This window comes from Larkinella insperata, from assembly GCF_026248825.1.
GTDB lineage: Bacteria > Bacteroidota > Bacteroidia > Cytophagales > Spirosomataceae > Larkinella > Larkinella insperata.
In genome coordinates, this window is record NZ_CP110973.1 from 4,837,119 (window position 1) to 4,859,422 (window position 22,304).

The 22,304-nt window shown below is 51.9% G+C and carries 23 protein-coding genes; 14 read left to right on the plus strand and 9 right to left on the minus strand.

What is annotated here, in order from left to right; all coding sequences use genetic code 11:
- Positions 1-162: 162 nt before the first annotated feature.
- Together OQ371_RS19655 and OQ371_RS19660 are read right to left on the minus strand one after the other, a co-directional pair.
- Positions 163-1,506: an anthranilate synthase component I family protein gene (locus OQ371_RS19655; protein ID WP_265990028.1), complete on the minus strand. Its 1,344-nt coding sequence runs from the start codon at positions 1,504-1,506 to the stop codon at positions 163-165.
- Complete coding sequence (locus tag OQ371_RS19660) at positions 1,506-2,465, minus strand: NYN domain-containing protein (protein ID WP_265990029.1); 960 nt, start codon at positions 2,463-2,465, stop codon at positions 1,506-1,508. Before OQ371_RS19660 ends, OQ371_RS19655 begins: the two co-directional genes overlap by 1 nt.
- Positions 2,466-2,722: 257 nt before the next feature.
- Between OQ371_RS19660 and hisB the strand changes: the two genes are divergently transcribed.
- The 3 genes from hisB (at position 2,723) to OQ371_RS19675 (ending at position 5,549) form a co-directional block, all read left to right on the plus strand.
- The gene (gene hisB, locus OQ371_RS19665; RefSeq protein ID WP_265990031.1) at positions 2,723-3,847 is read left to right on the plus strand and encodes a bifunctional histidinol-phosphatase/imidazoleglycerol-phosphate dehydratase HisB; all 1,125 of its coding nucleotides are present in this window, start codon (positions 2,723-2,725) and stop codon (positions 3,845-3,847) included.
- Positions 3,848-4,196: 349 nt separating this feature from the next.
- On the plus strand, positions 4,197-4,979 hold the full coding sequence (locus tag OQ371_RS19670; protein ID WP_265990033.1) for an IS5 family transposase: 783 nt from the start codon (positions 4,197-4,199) through the stop codon (positions 4,977-4,979).
- Between the two features lie 138 nt (positions 4,980-5,117).
- Positions 5,118-5,549 (plus strand): hypothetical protein, encoded by a 432-nt coding sequence (locus tag OQ371_RS19675; protein ID WP_265990034.1) that lies wholly within the window; start codon positions 5,118-5,120, stop codon positions 5,547-5,549.
- A 71-nt stretch (positions 5,550-5,620) separates the two neighbouring features.
- Here the strand turns inward: OQ371_RS19675 and radC are convergent, their stop codons facing one another.
- From radC to OQ371_RS19690, 3 genes are all read right to left on the minus strand, one after another.
- Positions 5,621-6,316, minus strand: a complete 696-nt coding sequence (gene radC / locus OQ371_RS19680) for a RadC family protein (protein WP_265990035.1) — start codon at positions 6,314-6,316, stop codon at positions 5,621-5,623.
- 159 nt (positions 6,317-6,475) lie between these two features.
- Entirely contained in the window at positions 6,476-6,739 is a 264-nt protein-coding gene (rpsT, locus tag OQ371_RS19685) for a 30S ribosomal protein S20 (RefSeq protein WP_265990036.1), read from the minus strand.
- Positions 6,740-6,843: 104 nt separating this feature from the next.
- Positions 6,844-7,245 (minus strand): Dabb family protein, encoded by a 402-nt coding sequence (locus OQ371_RS19690; RefSeq protein ID WP_265990037.1) that lies wholly within the window; start codon positions 7,243-7,245, stop codon positions 6,844-6,846.
- A gap of 89 nt (positions 7,246-7,334) precedes the next feature.
- Here OQ371_RS19690 and OQ371_RS19695 point away from each other — a divergent pair, with 89 nt between their 5' ends.
- From OQ371_RS19695 to OQ371_RS19705, 3 genes are read left to right on the plus strand one after another with little or no spacing between them, the layout of a single operon-like run.
- Entirely contained in the window at positions 7,335-8,339 is a 1,005-nt protein-coding gene (locus OQ371_RS19695; protein WP_265990038.1) for a zinc dependent phospholipase C family protein, read from the plus strand.
- Between the two features lie 48 nt (positions 8,340-8,387).
- Positions 8,388-9,575 carry a class I SAM-dependent rRNA methyltransferase gene (locus OQ371_RS19700; RefSeq protein WP_265990039.1) on the plus strand — a complete coding sequence of 396 codons (1,188 nt, stop codon included), beginning with the start codon at positions 8,388-8,390 and terminating at the stop codon, positions 9,573-9,575.
- Between the two features lie 30 nt (positions 9,576-9,605).
- On the plus strand, positions 9,606-10,739 hold the full coding sequence (locus tag OQ371_RS19705) for an FG-GAP repeat domain-containing protein (RefSeq protein ID WP_265990040.1): 1,134 nt from the start codon (positions 9,606-9,608) through the stop codon (positions 10,737-10,739).
- Between the two features lie 75 nt (positions 10,740-10,814).
- On the opposite strand, the gene OQ371_RS19710 is transcribed toward OQ371_RS19705, so the two are convergent.
- Positions 10,815-11,837 (minus strand): S1C family serine protease, encoded by a 1,023-nt coding sequence (locus OQ371_RS19710; protein WP_265990041.1) that lies wholly within the window; start codon positions 11,835-11,837, stop codon positions 10,815-10,817.
- A 131-nt stretch (positions 11,838-11,968) separates the two neighbouring features.
- Here OQ371_RS19710 and OQ371_RS19715 point away from each other — a divergent pair, with 131 nt between their 5' ends.
- The 3 genes from OQ371_RS19715 (at position 11,969) to OQ371_RS19725 (ending at position 15,097) form a co-directional block, all read left to right on the plus strand.
- On the plus strand, positions 11,969-12,145 hold the full coding sequence (locus OQ371_RS19715) for a hypothetical protein (protein WP_265990042.1): 177 nt from the start codon (positions 11,969-11,971) through the stop codon (positions 12,143-12,145).
- Positions 12,146-12,219: 74 nt separating this feature from the next.
- Positions 12,220-13,362, plus strand: a complete 1,143-nt coding sequence (glf, locus tag OQ371_RS19720) for a UDP-galactopyranose mutase (protein WP_265990043.1) — start codon at positions 12,220-12,222, stop codon at positions 13,360-13,362.
- Positions 13,363-13,555: 193 nt separating this feature from the next.
- Complete coding sequence (locus OQ371_RS19725) at positions 13,556-15,097, plus strand: capsule assembly Wzi family protein (protein ID WP_265990044.1); 1,542 nt, start codon at positions 13,556-13,558, stop codon at positions 15,095-15,097.
- Here the strand turns inward: OQ371_RS19725 and OQ371_RS19730 are convergent, their stop codons facing one another.
- From OQ371_RS19730 to folP, 3 genes are all read right to left on the minus strand, one after another.
- The gene (locus OQ371_RS19730) at positions 15,098-15,382 is read right to left on the minus strand and encodes a hypothetical protein (RefSeq protein WP_265990045.1); all 285 of its coding nucleotides are present in this window, start codon (positions 15,380-15,382) and stop codon (positions 15,098-15,100) included.
- A 180-nt stretch (positions 15,383-15,562) separates the two neighbouring features.
- Positions 15,563-16,402, minus strand: a complete 840-nt coding sequence (cdaA, locus tag OQ371_RS19735) for a diadenylate cyclase CdaA (protein WP_265994340.1) — start codon at positions 16,400-16,402, stop codon at positions 15,563-15,565.
- A 20-nt stretch (positions 16,403-16,422) separates the two neighbouring features.
- Positions 16,423-17,271, minus strand: coding sequence for a dihydropteroate synthase (gene folP / locus OQ371_RS19740; RefSeq protein WP_265990046.1), 849 nt, complete (start codon positions 17,269-17,271; stop codon positions 16,423-16,425).
- Positions 17,272-17,374: 103 nt separating this feature from the next.
- Between folP and OQ371_RS19745 the strand changes: the two genes are divergently transcribed.
- The 5 genes from OQ371_RS19745 (at position 17,375) to OQ371_RS19765 (ending at position 22,293) form a co-directional block, all read left to right on the plus strand.
- On the plus strand, positions 17,375-17,932 hold the full coding sequence (locus tag OQ371_RS19745) for a DUF1599 domain-containing protein (RefSeq protein WP_265990047.1): 558 nt from the start codon (positions 17,375-17,377) through the stop codon (positions 17,930-17,932).
- A complete protein-coding gene (locus tag OQ371_RS19750; RefSeq protein WP_265990048.1) occupies positions 17,929-19,077 on the plus strand; it encodes a BT_3928 family protein in 1,149 nt (382 codons plus the stop codon). Before OQ371_RS19745 ends, OQ371_RS19750 begins: the two co-directional genes overlap by 4 nt.
- A 24-nt stretch (positions 19,078-19,101) precedes the next feature.
- The gene (locus OQ371_RS19755) at positions 19,102-19,611 is read left to right on the plus strand and encodes a shikimate kinase (protein ID WP_265990049.1); all 510 of its coding nucleotides are present in this window, start codon (positions 19,102-19,104) and stop codon (positions 19,609-19,611) included.
- A 126-nt stretch (positions 19,612-19,737) separates the two neighbouring features.
- A complete protein-coding gene (locus OQ371_RS19760) occupies positions 19,738-21,081 on the plus strand; it encodes a TolC family protein (protein WP_265990050.1) in 1,344 nt (447 codons plus the stop codon).
- 39 nt (positions 21,082-21,120) lie between these two features.
- The gene (locus OQ371_RS19765) at positions 21,121-22,293 is read left to right on the plus strand and encodes an efflux RND transporter periplasmic adaptor subunit (RefSeq protein ID WP_265990051.1); all 1,173 of its coding nucleotides are present in this window, start codon (positions 21,121-21,123) and stop codon (positions 22,291-22,293) included.
- Positions 22,294-22,304 lie beyond the last annotated feature (11 nt).

The window sequence follows — 22,304 nt, forward strand, 5'->3', positions numbered from 1 at the left end:
GACATCCGTGCTGCTCTGTGGATCTACTAATAATCTCATGAAGAGTTTCTTTATCCAGAGTTCGGACGGATGTCCGCTTGAAATTTTTACAAAATTAAGGATAATTTCTAATAATTGCAAGTAATGCCTGGTATTAATTGTATTATTTTATGAAAGCGATATTTATAAAACCGATAAAATGGCTTCCGCCTTTAATAAACATTCGTCGTATTCCTGCTGAGGGTCAGCGTCATAAGTGATGGCGCTACCGACTGAAAAGGAAGCGCGGCTGGTGGATGAATTATAGAAAATACTTCGGATGACTACGTTAAAATCAAAATCTCCTTCGGGGGTAATAAAACCGGCTGCTCCTGAATACGGCCCCCGGCGACTGGCTTCGTACTGATCGATGAGTTGCATTGCCCGAACCTTGGGGGCGCCCGTCATGCTACCCATCGGAAACGCATTTTTGATGGCTGTTGTAAAGGGTAAATCAGCCCGCTGGATTGCCGAAACCGTGGAAATCATCTGAAAAAGTTGCCGGAAAGGGTAAATGCCGAATAGTTCATCCACCCGAACGCTTCCGGTTTGGGCACTGCGGGCCAGGTCGTTGCGAACCAGGTCCACAATCATCAGATTTTCGGCCTGCTCTTTTTCGCTGTTGCGGAGTTGCTGCCGAAGCCGGTCATCGTCAGCGGGGGTGGTGCCGCGCCGGATGGTGCCCTTGATGGGTTGGGAAATGAGCCGGTCGCCGGTTTTTTTCAGAAACCGTTCCGGTGAAGCGCCCAGGACGTAATGACTACCAATTCGCTGAAAATGAGAAAACGGCATGGGCGACCGCTCGGTTAGCTGGTTATAAACCGACAGCGGATCCAGGCGGGCGTTCTCAAGGAAAAATTCGATGCAGTAGTTTAGCTCGTAAACCGTACCGTCGATAATGTCCTGCTGAATTCTCCGCACGGTCTGGCGGTATTCCTCCGGCGTAACCCGGCACCGCACGGCCTCCCGTAACGATTCCCCCGAAGAAATCGGGTTTGGCTGGTGGGTTTGGCTGGCTGCAATTTGGCTAAGGACCTCATCGGGATCATCCCACGACCGGACGGTTATCCGGTTATCATCGAAATCAATAACGTGCCGCGGCTGGAAGAAATACATCTCCGGGAACCCCAGCAAATTAGCGTGACGGCTTTCCAGGGATTCAATCCGGTTTTTCAGGTCGTAGCCGAAATAGCCGACCAGAAAATCCGGGTGTTGCTGATGATGCCGGGAGAGGACATCAAAAGGGTCGGCGTCGGGGCTGAACTTGACGGTTTGGTAAACACCGACCGCGAGCCGGTGGGGAAATGTCTCGTAAGGAAGCGAAAAGCCGGGCAGACGGGCCGAGTTGTTGTTGAAGTAAACAACGTGATCAGACTGGCTGATGGCCCAGCTTAAAGCTTTCCTGGGCCAGGAATCAACGGGTTCGGCACCCGTTGATTCCAGCAAAATGGTACGTTCGTGACGAAAAGCAGAGGCAGTTATGCCCATTAGTTTTGCTCCAGGTGAACATCGATGGCAATGTCTTTGCTTTCGGCATTTTTTCCGATCCGGAATTTCACCTCATCGTCGACCTGCAGTTCGTTAAAATCGATGTCGTTCAAACTCGTGTAATGAAAAAACAGGTTGTTGGGCGGATAATTGATGAAACCGTACCCGTTTTTCAAGCTGCGTATCGTGCTGATTTTGTATTCGGTATCGTCCGAATCAAGCATCGTTTGTCCCGAATACCGATCGTAATCCTGGGCAAAGACCATGCTGGTGTCGTCGCCGGCCAACATCCGGGTCGACTGCTTCACGAAGAGATTCTGGATGAGCGGATCGTTTTTGCGCAGCCGGGTGTCGATCATTTCGTGCATGGCCACCGGATACGAAACTTCTTTCAGCAGGTCCTGTGAAGTACGGGTAACGAGCTTTTCACCTTCATCGTTGTAATATTCGAAGTCCCAGCTCAGAACCATGATCCGGGTTCCGAGCGTGTTAAGTTTCCGAATCAGCGGCACGTAATCGCCATCGGCGGTAATCAAAACCACCACATCAAACTGTTTGGAGATGGTCAATTCGAAGGTTTCCAGGGCCAGCCAGACATCAATGCCTTTTTCCTGCCGTGAACCCTGAAAGTTTTTAACCGGTAAATAGTGCGTAACAACGCCTTCTGACATCAGAATATCGTCGAACAAACGGTCGTAGAACAACTGATTTCCGCGTTGACTGGCTTCGTGTGCATTCAAGCGCCCGCGGAAATAGTGAGCGTCGACAATCTGGCATAAACGGAAATCCGTTTCTTCTTCTTGAGCTACCTGGGCGCGGATGAATTCATGTAAACCCGAAATACTAATACGGCTTCGTCTTTCGTGGGAGTAGTTGTAATAATTACTTACGTGCAGGAAATAATTACCATCATAAATTACCGCGATACGAGTTAATTTACTGTTTTTTTGGCTTTGCATTTTTAATTACTAAGAAGATAATCACAGTGACTAATTAAGACTAAGATGTTAAAAAGTACGGGGGAGTTGTTTCTAGTATTTATTGCGTAAACTTATTTACTAACCGGTTTACTTGGTGGTTACATAATAACTTTTTTGACTTTCTATAGGTAAAAATCGGTATCAAAGGGCAAGGCGGGCGCAAAATACTAAAAAATAACGCATTTACCGTTCCTTTTCGTCTATTCGCTACCTTTGCACACCACTACTAAACAGTCATGAAGAAAGTTCTGTTCATTGATCGGGATGGTACCATCATCTTCGAACCCCAGCCCGACCAGCAGGTCGATTCGCTCGAAAAACTAGAATACATTCCAAAAGTGCTTTCCAACCTGCGCAAAATTGCCGAAGAAACCGATTTTGATCTGGTGATGGTCACCAACCAGGACGGTTTGGGAACGGCAGCCTTTCCGGAAGACACCTTCTGGCCCGCGCACCAGAAGATGATGAAAACCCTCGAAGGCGAAAATATCTACTTTGAAGCGGTTCACATCGACCGCACCTACCCGCACGAGAACGCACCCACGCGCAAACCCGGTATCGGAATGCTGACCGACTACCTGACCGGTGCGTATAACCTTCCCGAAAGCTACGTGATCGGCGACCGGCTGACGGATATCCAGATGGCCGTTAACTTAAACGCCAAAGCCATCCTGATTGCTCCCAAGGACCCCACCGAAGGCATGACCGACGCCATGCACCAAGCCCTGGTGTTACGAACCGACGACTGGGACCAGATCTATGAACTGCTCAAATTGCCTGCCAGAATTGCCACGGTGGAGCGAAAGACGAACGAAACCCAGATCTATATCGAACTGAATCTCGACGGACGCGGCCGGGCCGACATCCAAACCGGCCTTGGTTTTTTCGACCACATGCTGGATCAGGTGGCCCGCCACTCCGGAGCCGATCTGACCGTTCGGGTTAAGGGCGATTTGCACATCGACGAACACCACACCATCGAAGACACGGCCCTGGCCCTGGGAGAAGCTTATCGCCGGGCCCTGGGTGACAAGCGGGGAATCAGTCGGTATGGGTTCCTGCTGCCGATGGACGAAGCCCTGGCGCAGGTCGGTATTGACTTTTCAGGTCGGCCCTGGCTGGTCTGGGATGCGGAATTCCGCCGGGAAAAAATTGGGGAGATGCCCACGGAGATGTTCTACCATTTCTTTAAATCGTTTTCGGATACGGCCCTCTGTAACCTGAATATCAAGGTTGAAGGTCAGAATGAGCACCACAAAATTGAAGCCATTTTTAAAGCCTTCGCCAAAGCCATTAAAATGGCGGTGAAACGCGATTTGAAAGCGCTCGACACCCTGCCTAGCACCAAGGGAGTGTTGTAAAACGAAAACCGTTTTCAAGATTAATTCCACAAGTTGTGGGCTCCCTAATTCAGTTTTTTATATTTTTGCGCCAGAACCAAAACCGGTACCACTATGCTCATGAATATTGTAACCATCGCTTTTTACATCGTCCTGTTAACGGCGGCTTTCATTGCAGGACGCTGGCTGGAAAACAACGAGCGGAAGTATTAATCACGGCGATGGAACAGTTTGCTGCGTGAATGACACCCGTTATTCGCTGGGCGATCTGCTATATATTTTAGAAAGGACCTTTAGAAGTTGTCTAATGTTTCACGGAAAGTGAGAGCCAGTCAGGTAGTTTTAAGGTGCGAACTAAGAAACTACCCTGATGATTTATCCAACCGATCTGACCGACTCCCAATGGCAAGTTATTCAACAAACGCTGCCCGCCAAAATCGGGCAGCGTAAACGAAAACAGTCCATCAGAGCGATCATCAATGGGATTCTCTACGTGGTCAAAGGAGGTATTTCCTGGCGAATGATGCCCCATGATCTGCCCGATTGGCGGCTGGTTTACTATTATTTCCGACAGTGGGCGAGTCAAGGCCTGGTCCAGCAAATTCATGATCAGCTGGTCATTAAAGTACGTCTCCAAACAGGCCGCGAAGCCTCTCCTAGTCTGGGACTTATTGATAGTCAATCGGTTAAAACTATGTCTGTAACTACTATGAAAGGCTATGACGGCAACAAACACCTTACTGGCCGCAAACGCTTCATTCTGGTAGATGTACTAGGTCTAGTATTGGCTCTACGCGTGACATCGGCTAATGTGGGTGAACGGGCTGGTGCCTTGTTGCTCTTTGCCAGATTGGGCCAACGCTTCACTCGCTTGAAGACTATTCTAGCCGATCAGGGCTTCGATGGAGTCAATTTTCTGGCCACCATCAAAGCGACTTATCAACTAAGTGTAGAGGTGGTCTGCGGCGTATTGGGCGTGAAAGGCTTTCAAGTGTTGCCTAAGCGATGGATCGTAGGGCGAACGTTTGGGTGGTGGGCCTTTCATCGGCGGCTTGCCAAGGACTACGAGGTTAAAGGAGCTCATGCTGAGGCCGTTATCTACTGGACAATGATACGACTGATGTCCAGAAAAATTCGTGAAACACAATCTTAAACAACCTCTTAGAGGTCCTTTTTTATGGATTTTCCGGACGATGGTAGCCCGTCGGAGAAAACTACAAAAAAAGTTAATGGCATTCCAACGCTGTTCTATTTTAAGGGGTCATGCAGGAAAACAATAACAACAAAGTAAATGGCACCATTTAAAACCTTGTACGGATTACTGCTGGTTGGTTTACTAGCCGTAGGCTGCGAGAAAGACAACAAAGTCGCACCTCCCGAACAAAACTCACCCGTGACGATGAAAATCAATCAGTCGGCGCGGGTAAAACAAAATGTCACCCTGAGTGTCGACAACATCACGGACAGCCGCTGCCCGATCAACGCCAATTGTGTTTGGTTCGGAAACGCGCAGGTGAAGTTTACGCTCAAGGGCGACACGGAATCAAAAACCGGCGAGTTATGCATCGGCCAGTGCGGTCAGCAAATGCAGAATCGTAGTTCGGTCACACTTCTGCTGGGCAGCGAAACGTATGAAGTGACGTTGTCGGATGTGCAGCCCTTCCCGGGCAGCAAGCCGGATGGCACGCCGAAAGAAGCCGTTGTGACGGTCACCCAGAAGTAAGCAGACGGCCCGTTTAACGGCATCTGTCAGCCCGCCAGCTTTCAAGCTGGCGGGCTTTTTTTGAAGTAAAATTACAGCAAACCTTCGTCGGCAAAGCTCAGATAGGAGCGGTCGGTGAAAATCAGGTGATCCAGTACGGGAATGTCCAGCAGACGACCGGCTTCCTTCAGTTTCCGGGTCAGGTCTTTGTCGGCCTGCGAAGCCGTGAGGTTGCCGGAAGGATGGTTATGAATCAGGATGAGGGCGCTGGCCAGGTGTTCGAGGGCGGGTTTGAAAATCAACTTCGGGTCGGCTACGGTGCCCGAAACGCCACCCGTGCTAATCAGTACGGGTCGGATGACTTCGTTGGCCCGGTTGAGCAGCAGAATCCAGAATTCTTCGTGGGGTTTGTCGAGCAGGTGCGGTTTGATTTCTTCGTAAACATCGCGCGAACTGGTAATGCGCGTGCGCTGCGGACGGTTTTCTTCTTTCCGGCGACGGCCCAGTTCGAGAGCCGCCACGATGCTGATGGCTTTAGCTTCCCCGATGCCCCGGAATTTCGACAAGTCGCTCACGCTCAGCCGCGCCAGCTGGCTAAGGTTGTTGCCGACGCTTTGCAGAATAATCTTGGATACATCGACGGCAGAAAGGTCACGGGTTCCGGAGCCAATCAGGATGGCGATCAGTTCGGCCTCCGAAAGAGCCGCTCGCCCTTTGAGCATTAATTTTTCGCGCGGACGGTCTTCTTCCGCCCAGCTCAGAATCTTGCGGGAATTGTCGTACGTCATGGTGGATGGTGTGGTAGGGCAATAAAAAAACCTCACCTGAATAAATCAGATAAGGTTCCTGGTCTTGTTTTTGATTCGTATACCTGGACTTTTGTCCGTGAAATACGCAATAAGGTACTACGCACGGAGAAAGCCACTGAAGGCCGCTCCGTGGATAAATTAAGCAGCAATTGCCAGTCCGTTGACGTGTTTCGCCAGTTTAGACTTGTTGTTGGCTGCTTTGTTTTTGTGAATGATATTACGCTTTGCCAGTTTATCCAGCAACGATGACACCGTTTTATACAGTTCTGTTGCAGCCGCCTTATCCGTTGTCAGCCGCAATTTCTTGATCATTGTACGGGTCGTTTTGTGTTGGAAACGGTTCAACAAACGTTTCTTCTCGTTTGCCCGGACCCGCTTCAATGCCGACTTATGATTTGCCATTGCTTATTGGTACAGTATACAGTTTTCTCACAAATGTCCGCAAAAGTAGCCATTTGGGAGCAACTATGCAAATAAATCTTACTTTGCCTTGAAATTCAGGGATTTTACTGACGGATATCGGAATGGATGGTGAACACCTTGTCCCAACTTCCCTGATTATTTTTTACAAACTCCCGTTGCTTTTCACTCCGGTTATACGTCTCAATGTCAGCTTCACTCTGGAAGGTCAGGTAATGCACCACATCGTATTCCGAGGAAACGCCCCCTACACCCTGTAACGTCTTTCCGGAAGTATAAGAAATGATTTGTGGAATTTCATGCTTTAAAGCAGCAAACTGACGCATATGCTGCTCAATCGCTTCATTTTTAGTGCCTTCTTTGAATTTAAAGCACACAATTTGCTGTTTCTGCGCTTTTCGCGCAGGTGAGTAGGCACCGTAGATAACCAAGCCAAAAATTCCAAAGAAGAAAAGAATAAGGCCGTAGCCCAAGGATTTGCGGTTCATGATTCTGTCAATTTAATGTTATCCGAAATATTATTCTGAATAACATTGTGGTTTATAAATAAAGTGTAAACTTTTCTTATTAAAGTGATATGTTTTGTCAAAGGTACTGGTTAACTATTTTGAATCAAGTTTTTTTATTCTTTTTTTTCAATACGGTCTCTGTCGCTTATTCGGCCAGCCGTCCGCAGTGGGGATTTTACGGGCATAAACGGATTAATCGATTGGCCGTCTTCACGTTACCACCCGAGATGATGGCTTTCTATAAAAAGCATATCGACTACCTGACCGAAAATGCCGTCAATCCCGACAAGCGACGGTATGCGGTGGTGGGTGAGGCTCCCCGGCATTTCATTGACCTGGACGCTTACGCCGATACATCCAGAGTTACCTTGCCGCGGACGTGGAAACAGGCGGCTGAACGGTACGGAGAGGATACGCTGGCGCTGCACGGCATTGTGCCGTGGCATATTCAATTGGTCAAATACCAGCTCACCGAAGCTTTTAAAGCTCGGGATGCCCGGCGAATCCTGAAAATCTCGGCGGACCTGGGGCATTACATTGCCGACGCCAATGTTCCATTGCATACAACCCGTAATTACAACGGCCAACTGACCGGGCAGCAGGGCGTTCACGGCTTTTGGGAATCGCGGTTGCCGGAATTATTCAGTAACGAATACGACTTTTTTGTCGGACCGGCCGCGTATGTGGAATCTCCGCAGAAACGGGCCTGGCGGGCGGTTTTTGAGGCCAATACGGCGTTGGATTCGGTCCTGACCCTCGAACAGGAATTAACCCAGCAAGTAGGACAAACCCGAAAGTACGGTTTTGAAGAACGCAACAACCTGACCACCAAAGTGTATTCCGAGGAGTTTTCCCGCAAATATCACGAGCGGCTGCGGGGCCAGGTGGAACGCCAGATGCGGGCATCCGTCAAAATGGTGGGCGATTTCTGGTATACCTGCTGGGTAGACGCCGGGCAGCCGGATTTAAAGCGTCTGGCGGATTTTACGCTCACGGAAACGGACCAGAAGACGGATTCGGACGAACAGCAAAGCTGGCTGAAACGGCTTCTGAAAGTCCGCAGTGAAGACTAGTTGCTTTTAATTTTTGTAGCTTCGCCCTGCAAAAGCAGCTTTCATTCGATGGATTTAGCAAAAATATATTTACGTGCGGGGCGCGAGGACGCCGTCCAACGGTTTCATCCGTGGGTATTTTCGGGCGCCGTTGCCCGGACCGAAGGAGAACCTCAGGACGGGGATGTAGTGGAAGTGCTGGATAAAAAAGGAAAGTACCTGGCAACGGGCCATTACCACAACGGCAGCATTCTGGTCCGGATTTTTTCATTTCAGCCCGTTGTTCCGGATGTGGCCTACTGGACGCAGAAACTGGCGTCGATCCGGACGGTCCGGGGGGCGCTGTTGCCACCGGCCACCAATTGCTACCGGCTGGTGCATGGTGAGGGCGACGGCTGCACGGGTTTAATCATTGATATGTACAACGGCGTGGCGGTGTTGCAGGCGCACTCCATCGGCATGCACCGCGAACGGAACCTGATCACCGAAGCGCTTAAAAACGTATTCGGCAACGAGCTGCGGGCGGTTTACGACAAAAGCGCCGAAACGCTTCCCGGCGAGTATGCGGCTTCCGTTCAGAACGCTTACCGGTACGGGCTGGTGGATGTGCCCCATGAGGTCGAGGAAAACGGCCACAAGTTTCTGGTGGACTGGATCAGCGGGCAGAAAACCGGATTTTTCCTGGACCAGCGTGATAACCGTAACCTGCTTTCCCGGTATTCGGCTGGCAAAAAAGTTCTGAATGCGTTCTGCTATTCCGGTGGGTTTTCCGTATACGCCCTGCTGGCCGGTGCCCGGCAGGTGCATTCCGTTGATGCTTCGCAGAAAGCCATCGACCTGACCAACCGCAACGTGGCGCTAAATTTCGGGGATGCTCAGGCCGCGGGTCGGCACGAAGCCTTCGCCGACGATGTGATGAAGTACCTTCAGGCCCACGACGACGAGTACGAAGTCATGGTGCTGGATCCGCCGGCTTTCGCCAAAAGCCTGTCCGCGCGTCACCGGGCCGTGCAGGGGTACAAACGCCTGAATGCCGAGGGGTTGCGCCGGGTGGCCAAAGGCGGAATTCTGTTCACCTTTTCGTGCTCGCAGGTCATTGACCGGGAGTTGTTTTACAACACCATTGTGGCCGCTGCCATCGACGCCGGACGGCAGGTGCGGGTGTTGCACCACCTGAGCCAGCCCGCCGACCACCCCGTTAATCTGTTTCATCCGGAAGGTGGTTATTTGAAAGGATTGGTTTTGTGGGTAGAGTAACTATCCAAGATTATTTATAAACTTGCAAGTATGAAGATAGGTGCATTAACCATCGGACTTGCAGGGTTTCTTTCGCTGGCAACCGACTCCAAAGACATTCAGTTCAGCCGCTATTTTGTGGCTGCCGAAAGCTACGAAACCGTTGGGGTAGCAGACCTCAACAACGATGGTCGTCCGGATCTGATTTCGGGAGATTTCTGGTACGAAAATTCAGCGGACCCCAAAGCGCTGTTTCGCAAGCGGTATCTGATCGGGAACCAGAAGCGGTTTGACCAGTACTACGACGATTTCTCCACGATTCCGCTGGATGTCAACGGGGATGGCAACCTCGACGTGATTACGGGGGGCTGGTTTGGGCAGGATTTAAAATGGCTTGAAAACCCCGGAATTGGCAAAAAAGACCTCTGGACCGTGCATGAAATCGGAAAGGTGGGTAACGTGGAAACCACCCGCGCCTGGGATGTGGACGGCGACGGAACCGTTGAGATTGTTCCCAACAACCCGAAACATCCGCTCAAATACTTTAAACTGGAAAAGGGCGGGACCTTTAAACAGGTAAATGTAGCCCCCACGCAGGACCACGGTCTGGGGCTGGGTGATGTGAACGGCGACGGTCGCAATGATTTCATCGTCAGCAAAGGCTGGATCGAAGCGCCCGCTGACCGCGAAAAAGGATCGTGGACGTTGCATCCGGAATTTGAGCTGGGTACCGCCAGTGTACCCATTCTGGTGGTGGATGTGAACGGTGACAAGCGCAACGATCTGATTGTGGGGCAGGGGCACGGCTACGGTTTGCATTGGTACGAACAGACGCTGGAAGGCGGCAAACGCGGCTGGAAAAAGCACTCCATCGACGAGAAGGCATCGCAGTATCATGTGCTGGAATGGGCCGATCTGGACGGTGACAAAAAGCCCGAACTCATCACCGGAAAGCGGTACCGGGCCCACAACGACGGTGATCCGGGCGCGTACGACGATGTAGGGCTGTATTACTTCACCTGGAATGGCAAGGAGTTCGTTAAACACACGATCGCCTACGGACAACCGGGAAAAGGCAAAGGAACCGGCATTAATTTCGCCCTCGCCGATTTGCGCGGCACCGGTCGGTTGGATATCATTGTGGCCGGTAAGGACGGGTTAGAGATTTTCTTCAACGAAAAATAAACCACACAACAAAGCCGTCGGATCAACGAAAACCGGTAAGGAGTTCGTTGATCCGACGGCTTTGTTTAGAAGGGCTTACTTCACTTCGCCCGGGATCACTGCCACATCACGCCGGACGTTGTCCCGTAATACCGCCATCGTCACGCGTTGGCCAATGGTTTCTTCGGTCAGTAATTTATGGAGATCATCCACGGAGGCAACGGGTTGGCCGCCAAATGCAACAATAATGTCGCCCTGCCGAAGCTCACTGTTGTAGGCAACCCCATCGGCTTCGGTGCTGACCACAATTACCCCGGTTTTGGCGTTCAGGTGGTTGTATTGCTTGATGCGTTCGGTCAGGTTGATCAGCTGCCCGGCAATGCCCAGATAGCCCCGGCGGACGCGTCCGTGCATGATGAGCTTTCCGGCCACCATCGCCGTCAGGTTTGACGAAACCGCAAAACAAATTCCCTGAGCGGGCAGGATGACGGCGGTATTGACACCGATTACATCGCCCTGCGAATTCACCAGCGGGCCTCCGGAGTTGCCGGGGTTCAGCGACGCATCGGTTTGGATAACGTCGTCGATCAGGCGGCCCGATTCCGAACGCAGCGTCCGGCCCAGCGCACTGACGACCCCGGCGGTCACGGAATACTGAAAACCGTAGGGATTCCCCACCGCAATGGCGATCTGGCCTACCTGCACCTGATTGGAGTCGGCAAACCGGATGGCTTTCAGGCCGTCGCCGTAAATTTTGATCACGGCAATGTCGGTAGCCGGGTCGCGCCCGATCAGGGTGGCCTCAAAGTCGCGGCCGTCGGGCAGGGTAACGTCGATTTTTGAAGCGCCGGCTACCACGTGATTATTGGTAATCACGTAGCCATCCGAGGAAATGATGAAGCCCGAACCCGTGCCGCCGTCGGGCTGACTGCGCCCCCGGACCGGCGGCTGACCCTCCCGCTGACGACCGCTCACTTTGATCTGCACAATCGACGGACTTACTTTTTTCGCTACATTTACCACCGTGTTGGAGTACGCATCCAGGAGTGGAGCGTCCGAATCACCGGGTTTGCCCGGAATCGATTCCAGACCCGAATCGGTTATCAATTGAACATCCATGGTTTCTACTAGTTAGTTGTAAATGCAACTTGCAAAGGAGGGGCCAAGCCAGAGCAGACGGGCGATCCCGTCAAATTGTCAGTACGCTCGTACGTTTGCTCGGCTCCTTTTCGTATACTACCGTTCGTAACATGACATTTGACGCGTATTTAGTCAGTAAAAAAATTGATCAGCAGCAATTCGAGCGAGCGGAACCGGAGCGGTATGCGGCCTGGAAAGCCGAGTTTGAACACGTACACCCGGAAAGTTTTACCACTCAGAAGAAGTTTTTGATCAATGAAACGCGCCGGAAGTACCTGGTTCGTTAGATAAGGAATCGGGCCTGCCAACCCGACCATTCAGGAAAAAAAACTACTTTTATCCACACACATACTTACATTTTATGCAGCATTACGATTTTGCGATTGTCGGAGCCGGATACGCCGGTAGTGTGCTGGCTGAACGTCTGGCCAGCCAGTCCGGAAAGAAAGTTCTTGTACTCGATAAACGCCCGCACATTGGGGGCAATGCGTACGATTACTACAACGAGGACGGTATTTTGATTCACCTGTACGGCCCGCATATTTTCCATACGAATTCCGCAGACGTTTTCTCCTACCTGTCTAACTTCACCGAATGGCGGCCCTACGAACACCGGGTGCTGGCGTCGGTAGAAGGCCAATTACTGCCGATACCGATCAACCTGGATACCGTCAATAAACTGTACGGGAAAAACTTTACCTCTGAAGAGCTGGCCGACTATTTTAAGACCGTTGGTGAACCGGTCGAAAATATTCAGACCTCGGAAGATGTGGTCGTCAGTCAGGTGGGGCGCGATCTGTACGAGAAGTTTTTCAAAAACTATACAAAGAAACAGTGGGGTGTTTACCCGTCGGAACTGGATAAATCCGTTACCTCCCGCATTCCGACCCGGACCAATCAGGACGACCGGTATTTTTCGGACGAATTTCAGGCCATGCCGCTGCATGGTTTTACGAAGATGTTTGAAAAAATGGTCGATCATCCGAACATCACGCTGATGCTGAGTACGGACTTTAAAGACGTCAAAGACAACTTGTCTTACGACCAGTTGATTTATACCGGGCCGGTCGACGAATATTTTGATCACTGTTACGGAAAACTCCCGTACCGCTCGCTGCACTTTGAGCACAAAACCCTCAACGAAGAGTGGCATCAGCCGGTGGCCGTCGTCAACTACCCGAATGACCATCCGTATACCCGGATTACGGAATACAAACACCTGACCGGACAGGAGCATCCGACCAAAACCAGTATTACCTTTGAATACCCGCAGGCCGAGGGTGATCCGTACTACCCCGTTCCCATGCCGGAAAACGCGGAACTGTACCGGAAATACAAGCAACTGGCTGATCAGCAGGAGAATGTGCACTTTGTGGGCCGGTTGGGAACCTACCGGTACTATAACATGGATCAGGTTGTGGCCCAGGCCCTCACGCTGTACAAAAAGCTGGTGGGTGCTGACTCCCTGGCGGACGTGGCCGCCGGAAAAATACCGAATAACTGAGATACTTAATTAGGAGTTTCCGAGTACTCACTTCTGATCGACAAACGCTAAACTGGGTAAAACTGGTTGAAATTTTGCCGCTCAAAAGTGAGTATTTTGTTTTGGGAGGCTAAAATTATTCCGAGTAAGATTACTTCATGTGCCTGATGGCGTCTAAACGATACCAGGTTGTTTACATCTAGGCACTGTTTGTATGAGAATGCCCTTACTGCTGCTGACGTTGATGGGGTTCACGCTCGGTCGCGGGGCCGCTTTTGCTCAGGATTCGACCCGGGTGGAAGCGTCCCCTGAAAAATCACCCGTTCAGGTTTTTACGGAGTTGGGCTTGTCGGGCAGTACTTCCCGCCGAACACCGTTCTGGTTGTACACCAATCAGAACGGAATCATTCCCAATTCATCGCCGTTTATAACCGCCCGCGCCGGAATCAAGGCCAATTACGGGCTAGGCCGGATCCCGTTGCCTGACCCAGAAATGGGTAAACGCCGACGGGCATCGTGGGGCTACGGCCTGGAAGTAGCCGCTAACCTGACCCAAAAATCGGAGGTGTTCATGCCGGAAATGTACGTCCACGGAAAATTGCGTGGGCTGGAACTGCTGGTAGGTCGTCGTAGGGAAATGATCGGATTAGCCGATTCGGCTCTGGGAACAGGCTCCTACATCTGGTCGGGAAATGCCCTGCCGATGCCAAAAATTCAGCTTGCCCTTTACGACTACACCCCCATCGGTTTTACCAAAGGACTGCTTGCTTTCCGGGGCATGTTTGCGCACGGCTGGTTTGGCAACCAGGGCCCGGTGACGCACTCGTATCTGCACCAGAAAGCGTTGTACGGACGGCTCGGAAAACCCAGCTGGCGAATCCGTTTGTACGGCGGTTTCAACCATCAGGTTCAATGGGGGGGGCGGAGTAAGGTTATTACCAATGACGAGCTGATCAAAAACGGCCGTTTCCCGGGCGGTTTCAGAAATTACCTCAACGCCGTTACCGGCTTGTCGCTGGCGGCCAAAGGCGATGCCATTGATACAACCGAATACAGCAAAAACGACCGGGGCAACCGCGTTGGCAACCATTTGGGAACCATTGATCTGGGTGTTGAGATCAACGCCGAAACGTTTTCGCTGCTGTTCTACCGCCAAAATGTCTACGAGGATGGATCGCTGTATTACCTGACCAACATTGCCGACGGGTTAAACGGTATTCGGTACCGTAACCACCGGGCAGCCACCCCAACCTGGCAAATTCGGACGGCGGTGGTGGAGTTTTTGTACACCAAAAGCCAGGGGGGAGCCACGTTCAGTTACATCGACAAATACCGGGGGGCGGACAACTACTTCAACCACGGGCAATATATTGACGGCTGGTCGTACCGGGGCCGAACCATCGGGACGCCCTTCATTCCGGCAGCCACCGATACCGACCCGACTTTACCGCGGCCTTCTACCGGTCAGTTTCCCTTTTTTACCAACAACAACCGGCTCTGGGTCGTGCACGCTGGTCTGGCGGGGCGTTTCCGGCAGACTTTTTTTTGGTTGAAATGCTCCTACAGCGACAATTTCGGTACCTATCTCAAGCCCTTTCCCAAAACGACTCGGCAGTTCTCCTCCCTGTTGATGGTTAGTTTTCCGGTGGCCATCTGGGGCGGTATGCACTCGACGGTGTCCGTCGCGACTGATCAGGGCAAGCTATATACCCAGAGCACGGGTTTGCTGGTCAGCCTGCGCAAAACCTGGCACTGATCAGATCAGGCTTTGAAGATCAATCTGATCTAGGTAATGCTCCAGCGGGTTTTTTTGCCGGCAGGAATCATTGATCGTTCGAATGGAAAGCAAATCCCGGAGTTCGTGACCGCCTTTGTAATAGTTGCTCTTGCTGTAATAAGCCTCCACAAAAAAATTGCCGACCGAATACAGGCTTACCGTATACGGTGGCGATTCGCGATTCAGTAAATACTGCCCGTGCCGACGAAGCAGGTCGGCTTTCTGGGGCAAGGGAAGCTGGTTGTATTCTGGTTGGGTTAACATAAGCTGCACTGACGGAAGGTGAAATTTTTCTTCCAATTTGGGTGCAGTTTACGGGTCAAAATCCAGAAAAAAGCGCAAACGGCGGGAATAAAATACCGAATTTAGCTAGCGGCATCACTAAGTGCATTTGTCTGATATTTAGTAACATATAAGTTATCAAATTCAGAAAACAGTAACATTTTATGCGTGGTTGTTGCTCTTTCCGTTATCGCGTCTGCGCGGTTTGCTGGCATCCATCAAGTAGTCCTGCAGTTTTTCTTCCAGTTCCGCCGAGGAGATGTTAGCGTAAAACTCGCCGTCGATAGCCAGCGAAATACGGCCTGTTTCTTCAGAAATGGCAATTGCGGCTGCATCGGTAACTTCAGTAATGCCGATGGCGGCCCGGTGCCGGAATCCCGTCGAAGTCAGGATTTCATCGTTTTCTGAAATGGGTAATATGCAGCGGGCGGCCCGGATCCGATCGTCGGTGATGATGACAGCGCCGTCGCGCAGGGGGCTATATTGTCCGGCAATTGACAGCAGCAACCGCTTGGAAACGAGGGCATCCAGCGAGTCACCGGTTTGTACAAACTTATCCAGGTCATCGTTTTTACTGACCACCATCAGTCCCCCCGTAAACTCCGAGGACATAGACTTGCAGGCATCCACGATGGGTTTGAGCGGAGTGGCCGGTTCGGAAACGGTTGGGGGGCGAAACCACCGCATAAAAAAACGGCTGTTGGCCAGGTTGGTCGATTTGCCGATAATGAGCAGAAACCGCCGGATTTCCTGTTGGAAGATAATGATCAAGGCTAGGGCACCAACGCTGATGAAATAGCCCAGGAGGGTCGTCAGCAGCTCCAGGCCAACGGCTTTGGCCACCAGATAAAGCAAGTAAATCAGCAGGTAACCCAGAAAAATTCGGCTGGCGATAGTGCCTTTTACCAGAAAGTAAATTTGATACAGCAGAAAAGCCAGCAACAGAACGTCCAGCAGATCTACCCATTCGATATCGAGAAAACCAATTTTCATAACAGAGATAAAGGGTGGTCTTGTTGGTTTCAAGCAACCTGACGACAACTTGTAACCAGTTTAATGGCTTCAACGGCTTCGCGGACATCGTGCACCCGCAAAATGTCGGCACCTTTCGTCAGGGCGAGGGTATTCAACACCGTCGTGCCGTTTAGGGCTTCTTCAGGCTGCACGTTCAGGGTTCGCCAGATGGTGGATTTGCGCGACAACCCGACCAGCAGGGGCGCTTCGAACGTCTGAAAGGCGTCCAGTTGGTGCAGAAGCTGAAAATTCTGTTGGGGGGTCTTGGCGAAACCGAAGCCCGGATCAATCAGCACGTCAGCGTGGCCCAGGGCCCGGAGCTGGCTCAACTGGTGTTGCAGTTCGAGCAAGACGTCCGGCACCAAATCCCGGTAGTGGGAGAGTCCGGCCATGGTCTGGGGCGTTCCGCGCATGTGCATCAGGACGTAGGGCACCCGCAGCTGAGCGACGGTTTCAAACATGCGGGCATCGAGCGTACCACCAGATACGTCATTGACCAGCGCGGCCCCCGCTTCGACGGCCTGACGCGCTACCGACGCCCGGAAGGTATCCACAGAAATCCAGACAGCCGGAAGGGCTTTGGTGATGGCTTCGATGGCGGGCAAAACCCGGTCGGCTTCCTCCTGCGGGCTAATGTCGGCGGCCCCAGGCCGGGTTGAATAACCGCCAATATCAATCAGAACCGCACCTTCAGACTGCATCGTGGAGGCCCGGTCAACCGCCTGATCGACAGAGGGTAAACGGCTTCCGGCGAAGAAGGAATCCGTCGTACTGTTTAGTATTCCCATCACAACCGGCGTAGTCAAATCGAGAACATTTCCCCGCAGGTTGAGCGTTTTTTTCGTAACTTTCGGCATGAAATTAGTGGGTAATCTCCGGTTCCCGTTCTTCGGTTATCGGTCAGTATGCTGCCAATAGGGTCAGTACCTGCTGATGAAAGTTCACCGAAGAATCCAACGTATGTCGCAAACCGAAGCTCAATATCGGCAAGTCATTCAACTCTGCAAAGAGGTTTTCCAGAAAAAGAATAAAGACTACGGTACGGCCTGGCGCATTCTGCGGCTGCCCTCCATCACCGACCAGATATTTATCAAAGCCCAGCGAATCCGCACCCTGCAGGAGCGCGGAACGCAGCGGGTAGAAGAAGGAGTCGTGCCCGAGTTCATGGGTATCATCAACTACTGCGTGATGGCCCTGATTCAACTGGAACTGGCCGGTAGCGACCAGATGGAGTTCACGGAGCAGGAACTGACGGACCTCTACGACCGGCAGGTCAATAACGTAATGGCGTTGCTGTTTGCCAAAAACCACGACTACGGGGAAGCCTGGCGGGATATGCGGGTAAGTTCCATGACCGACATCATCCTGATGAAACTCCTGCGCACGAAGCAGATCGAAGACAACCAGGGCAAAACCCTGATTTCGGAGGGCGTCGATGCGAATTACATGGATATGATTAATTATGCCGTATTCTGCCTGATTAAATCAGGCATGGTCGAAACCTCTGTACCGCAATGAATCCTACAAAAACCCGCGCCGTTCCAATCCGGAAAACGGCCACCTGGCAACGCGTCATCGCTCAGATTGCCCGTTTTGTTGTTGGTGTTATTTTTATTTTTTCGGGTCTGATCAAGATCAATGATCCGGTTGGAACACAGATTAAACTGACCGAGTATTTTGAAGTATTTGCCCTCGATGTGCCGTCGATGGCGGGTTTTTTCCACGGCCTGATACCGTATACCTTAATTCTGTCGGTGTTTTTCTGCGCGGCTGAAGTGGTGCTCGGAGTGGCCCTGCTGCTGTCGTACCGCATCCGGCTGACGTCCTGGATTCTGCTGGCGCTGATCGTCTTTTTCACCTTTCTGACGTTTTATTCCGCTTATTTCAATAAAGTTACCGATTGCGGCTGTTTTGGTGACGCCATCAAACTAAAACCGTGGACCTCGTTCAGCAAGGACATTTTCCTGCTGGTGCTGATTCTGGTGATTATCTGGCAGCGGCACGTCTTCCGCAACCTGCGCACTGGTTTCCTGGTGGGGCTGGCAACGGTCGCTTCCATCGGCTTGGGGGTGTACGCCATTCAGCATCTGCCCCCGCTTGATTTGCTGCCCTACGCGGTGGGGAAAAGCATACCGGCGCAGATGCAGCCGTCGGAGCCGCTACGGTTTGCCTACGTGCTGACGAAGGACGGCAAGGACTACGAGTTTGAAAAGTATCCGACCGACACCTCCTATAAGTTCAAGGAGATGGTGTTGATGAACGAATCGGCCAAACCCAAAATTACCGATTACCGGGTCTGGAACGACGAAGGCGATTTTACGCAGGCCACGTTTGAGGGCAACAAACTGATGCTGATCATCCGGGATATTCACGACCTGAGCATCGGCGACATGCCCGCCATCCGGAAACTGATGAAGGGGGTCGAAGGACAAAACGTGATGCCCATGATCCTGACGTCGGTCAGCGATGCGGAGATCAACAACTTTCGGCACGAATACCAGCTATCCGTCCCGGTCTATAAAGCCGACGCAACCGTGTTGAAAACCATTGTTCGCTCCAACCCGGGCCTGTGGCTGATCAGCGATGGCGTGGTGCGCGGTAAATGGCACCATACCGATACGCCAGCTCCCGAAACCGTGCTGAACGCGCTGGTCAAGAAATAAGTGGTTGTCTTTCAGGCTATTTAGATGAAGAATATTTTTCTGGTCGGAATGCCGTCTTCCGGGAAGTCAACGCTCGGAAAACGGTTGGCCCGGCAATTGGGGTACCGCTTTGTGGATACCGACAAACTTATCGTTCAGCAGGAGGGCGGTCGAAGCATCAACGACATCTTCCGGACCGACGGGGAAGCGTATTTCCGGGCGGTTGAAGCCCAGGTTTTGCACACCATCCAGCCTGATAGCCGGCTCGTGGTGGCCACGGGGGGCGGTATGCCCTGTTTTCACGATAACATGGCCCACATCAAAACCGTCGGATTCAGCATTTTTCTGGATGTTTCACCGGAAAAACTGCTCGAACGAATGCAGCGTCATGGTCAGAACGATCGTCCGCTTTTTAATCAGCAGGACCCTACCTTGCTGGAAAATCTCCGTCAGAAGTACACCGACCGCCGTAATTTTTACCTTCAGGCTGATCTAACCGTATCCGGCGAAACGGCGGTGGAAGAACTCAGCAAACAGATTGAACCTTATATTTAGTTCAGAATTATACCCGGATAATTTATAATCTTTTGGTGGTGGTGGAACCATTTGAAAGAATCATTATGTATTCCATACAGTTTGCTTTCCTCATGCCGCTTTAAAGGTGAACTGCGTCGTATATTCATGAAAAAGTACCTGATTGCCTGGCTGCTCTGTCTCGGGCCTTTTTTGTCCTATTCTCAACCCATCGCTGATTCGACGCTCCGACAGGCCACGTTGGAAAGTTGTATTCAATATGCGCTTCAGCATCAGCCCGTTATCAAACAATCGGAGCTGGATCAACTGATCGCCGAACGCACGATTCGCTCCGCTTTATCGAACTGGTTGCCGCAGATATCGGGCGCCTACAACATTCAGCATTACCTCAAATTACCCATTTCGCTGCTCCCCAATTTTAGTAATCCGTCTTCTCCGGAGCGGGTACCGGTAACAACCGGTCTGGCGAATTTGTCGAACATTCAGTTTACGCTCAACCAAAACATTTTCAACCGCGACGCCCTGCTGGCCAGCCGGACCGCCGACACCTACCGCCGGCAGGCTAGTCAGAACCTGGTCGATAACCAGATTGATATTACCGTCAACGTGAGCAAAGCGTTTTACGATCTGATTCTGACCCAGAAGCAGGTTGATATTCTGGACAGCGACATCGCTCGGCTGGAACGCAGTTTACAGGACGCTACCAACCAGTACAAAAGCGGTATTGTTGACCGGACGGATTACAAACGGGCGGCCATTGCCCTGAATAATTCCCGTGCGCAACGCAAGCAGGCGCAGGAGCAAATCGGTGGTAAGGCGCAGTACCTGAAGCAGTTGATGGGGTATCCGCCCAAGGCCGAACTCGAACTAACCTACGATACGCTGCAACTCGCCAACGAAATTTACGTGGATACAACGCAGTTGATCCGCCCCGAAAACCGCATCGAGTTTCAGTTGCTCAAAACCCAGCAGGAACTGCTGAAAGCGAACGTCCAGTACAACCGCTGGGCGTATCTGCCGACGGTTTCGGCGCTGGCCAACTATAACTTCGTATTCCAGAATAATGAGTTTGCGCGGTTGTACAGCCGAAATTTTCCGAATTCGCTCGTGGGGCTTTCCATTGCCTTGCCAATTTTTCAGGGTGGCAGGCGCGTCCAGGAAACCCGGATTGCTGAGCTCAGGCTCCAGCGTTCCCAGTGGGATCTGACCAATCTGACCAATGTGGTCAACACCGAATACCAGCAGGCGCTGGCCAATTACAAAGGCAACCTGGCCAATTACCGCGCTTTGCAGGAAAACCTGGACCTGGCGAACGACGTCTACCGGGTTATTCAGTTGCAATACCGTTCGGGCGTTCGGGCCTATCTGGATGTGATTATCGCCCAGAATGATCTGCGGGCTACCCAGCTAACGTATTTCAATGCGCTTTATCAGGTACTGGTCAGCAAGCTCGACGTTCAGCGGGCGCTGGGAACCGTACCGAATTATTAAAGACAAACCATGCAAGTTACTTTCTACCCAAAATTTCCAATGAAGAATTGCCTGAGTACGCTTTCCATACCGCTTGTAACGCTCCTGGTGCTGACTTCCTGCGGAGGAGACAACAAACAGGCCCAGCAGCAGGGGCCGCCCCCCGCCCCGGCCGTTGCGGTCGTTGAGGCCAAAACGGGTTCCGCCGTTTATTACGACGAGTACCCGGCAACGGTAACCCCCCTGAACGAAGTGCAGATTTTTCCGCAGGTGGCGGGTTATATCTCCGGAATCTTCTTCAAGGAAGGCCAGGTGGTCAGCAAAGGACAGAAGCTGTACGAGATTGACAAACAGCAATACCAGGCTGCATACGATGAAGCTGCGGCCAATGTGAACGTCGCTCAGGCGAACCTGAACCGGGCCCAGAAAGACGCGGATCGCTACGAAACGCTGGCCAAACAGGACGCCATTGCCCGGCAGGTCGTGGACAACGCCGAAGCCGCCCTCCAGTCGGCTAAGATGCAGCTTGCTGCGGCAAAAGCCAACGTAGCCCGGGTGGCGACGAACCTGAACTACGCAACCATCAAGGCCCCGCTGACCGGTACCATCGGTATTTCGCAGGTGAAACTGGGAGCCGCCGTTTCGCCGGGACAGACGCTGCTCAACACCATTTCGGCCGAAGATCCAATTGCCGTCGACATCGCGGTCGACGAAACCGATATTCCGCGCTTTATTCGTTTCCAAAACCAGAAGCACAGCGATTCCACCTTTGTTTTTGTGTTGCCTGACGGTTCGGAGTACAAGGCTGCCGGTCGCATCGCCATCATCGACCGGGCCGTTGATCCGCAGACCGGAACGCTCAAAATCCGTTTGGTTTTTACCAACAAACAAAAAATGCTCAAATCCGGCATGAACGGCAACGTTCGCGTGCTCAACAGCGAGTCGGGGCAGCGGTTGCTGATTCCCTACAAGGCCGTTACGGAGCAGATGAGCGAATATTTTGTATACGTACTCGGCGATAGCAGCAAAGTGTCACAACGAAAGGTGCAGTTGGGCAACCGGATTGGCCCCAACGTGATTGTCAAGGACGGAATTCGCGCAGGAGATAAAGTTGTGACTGAAGGTATCCAAAAATTACGGGAAGGAGCGGTTGTCAAAGTGGCTGATGGTACGGGGGCTCCCCAATCTACTTCAACCGCTGCGGCCCCGTCAACAACCGGTCAAACCCGTTAACCCGCTTTAAA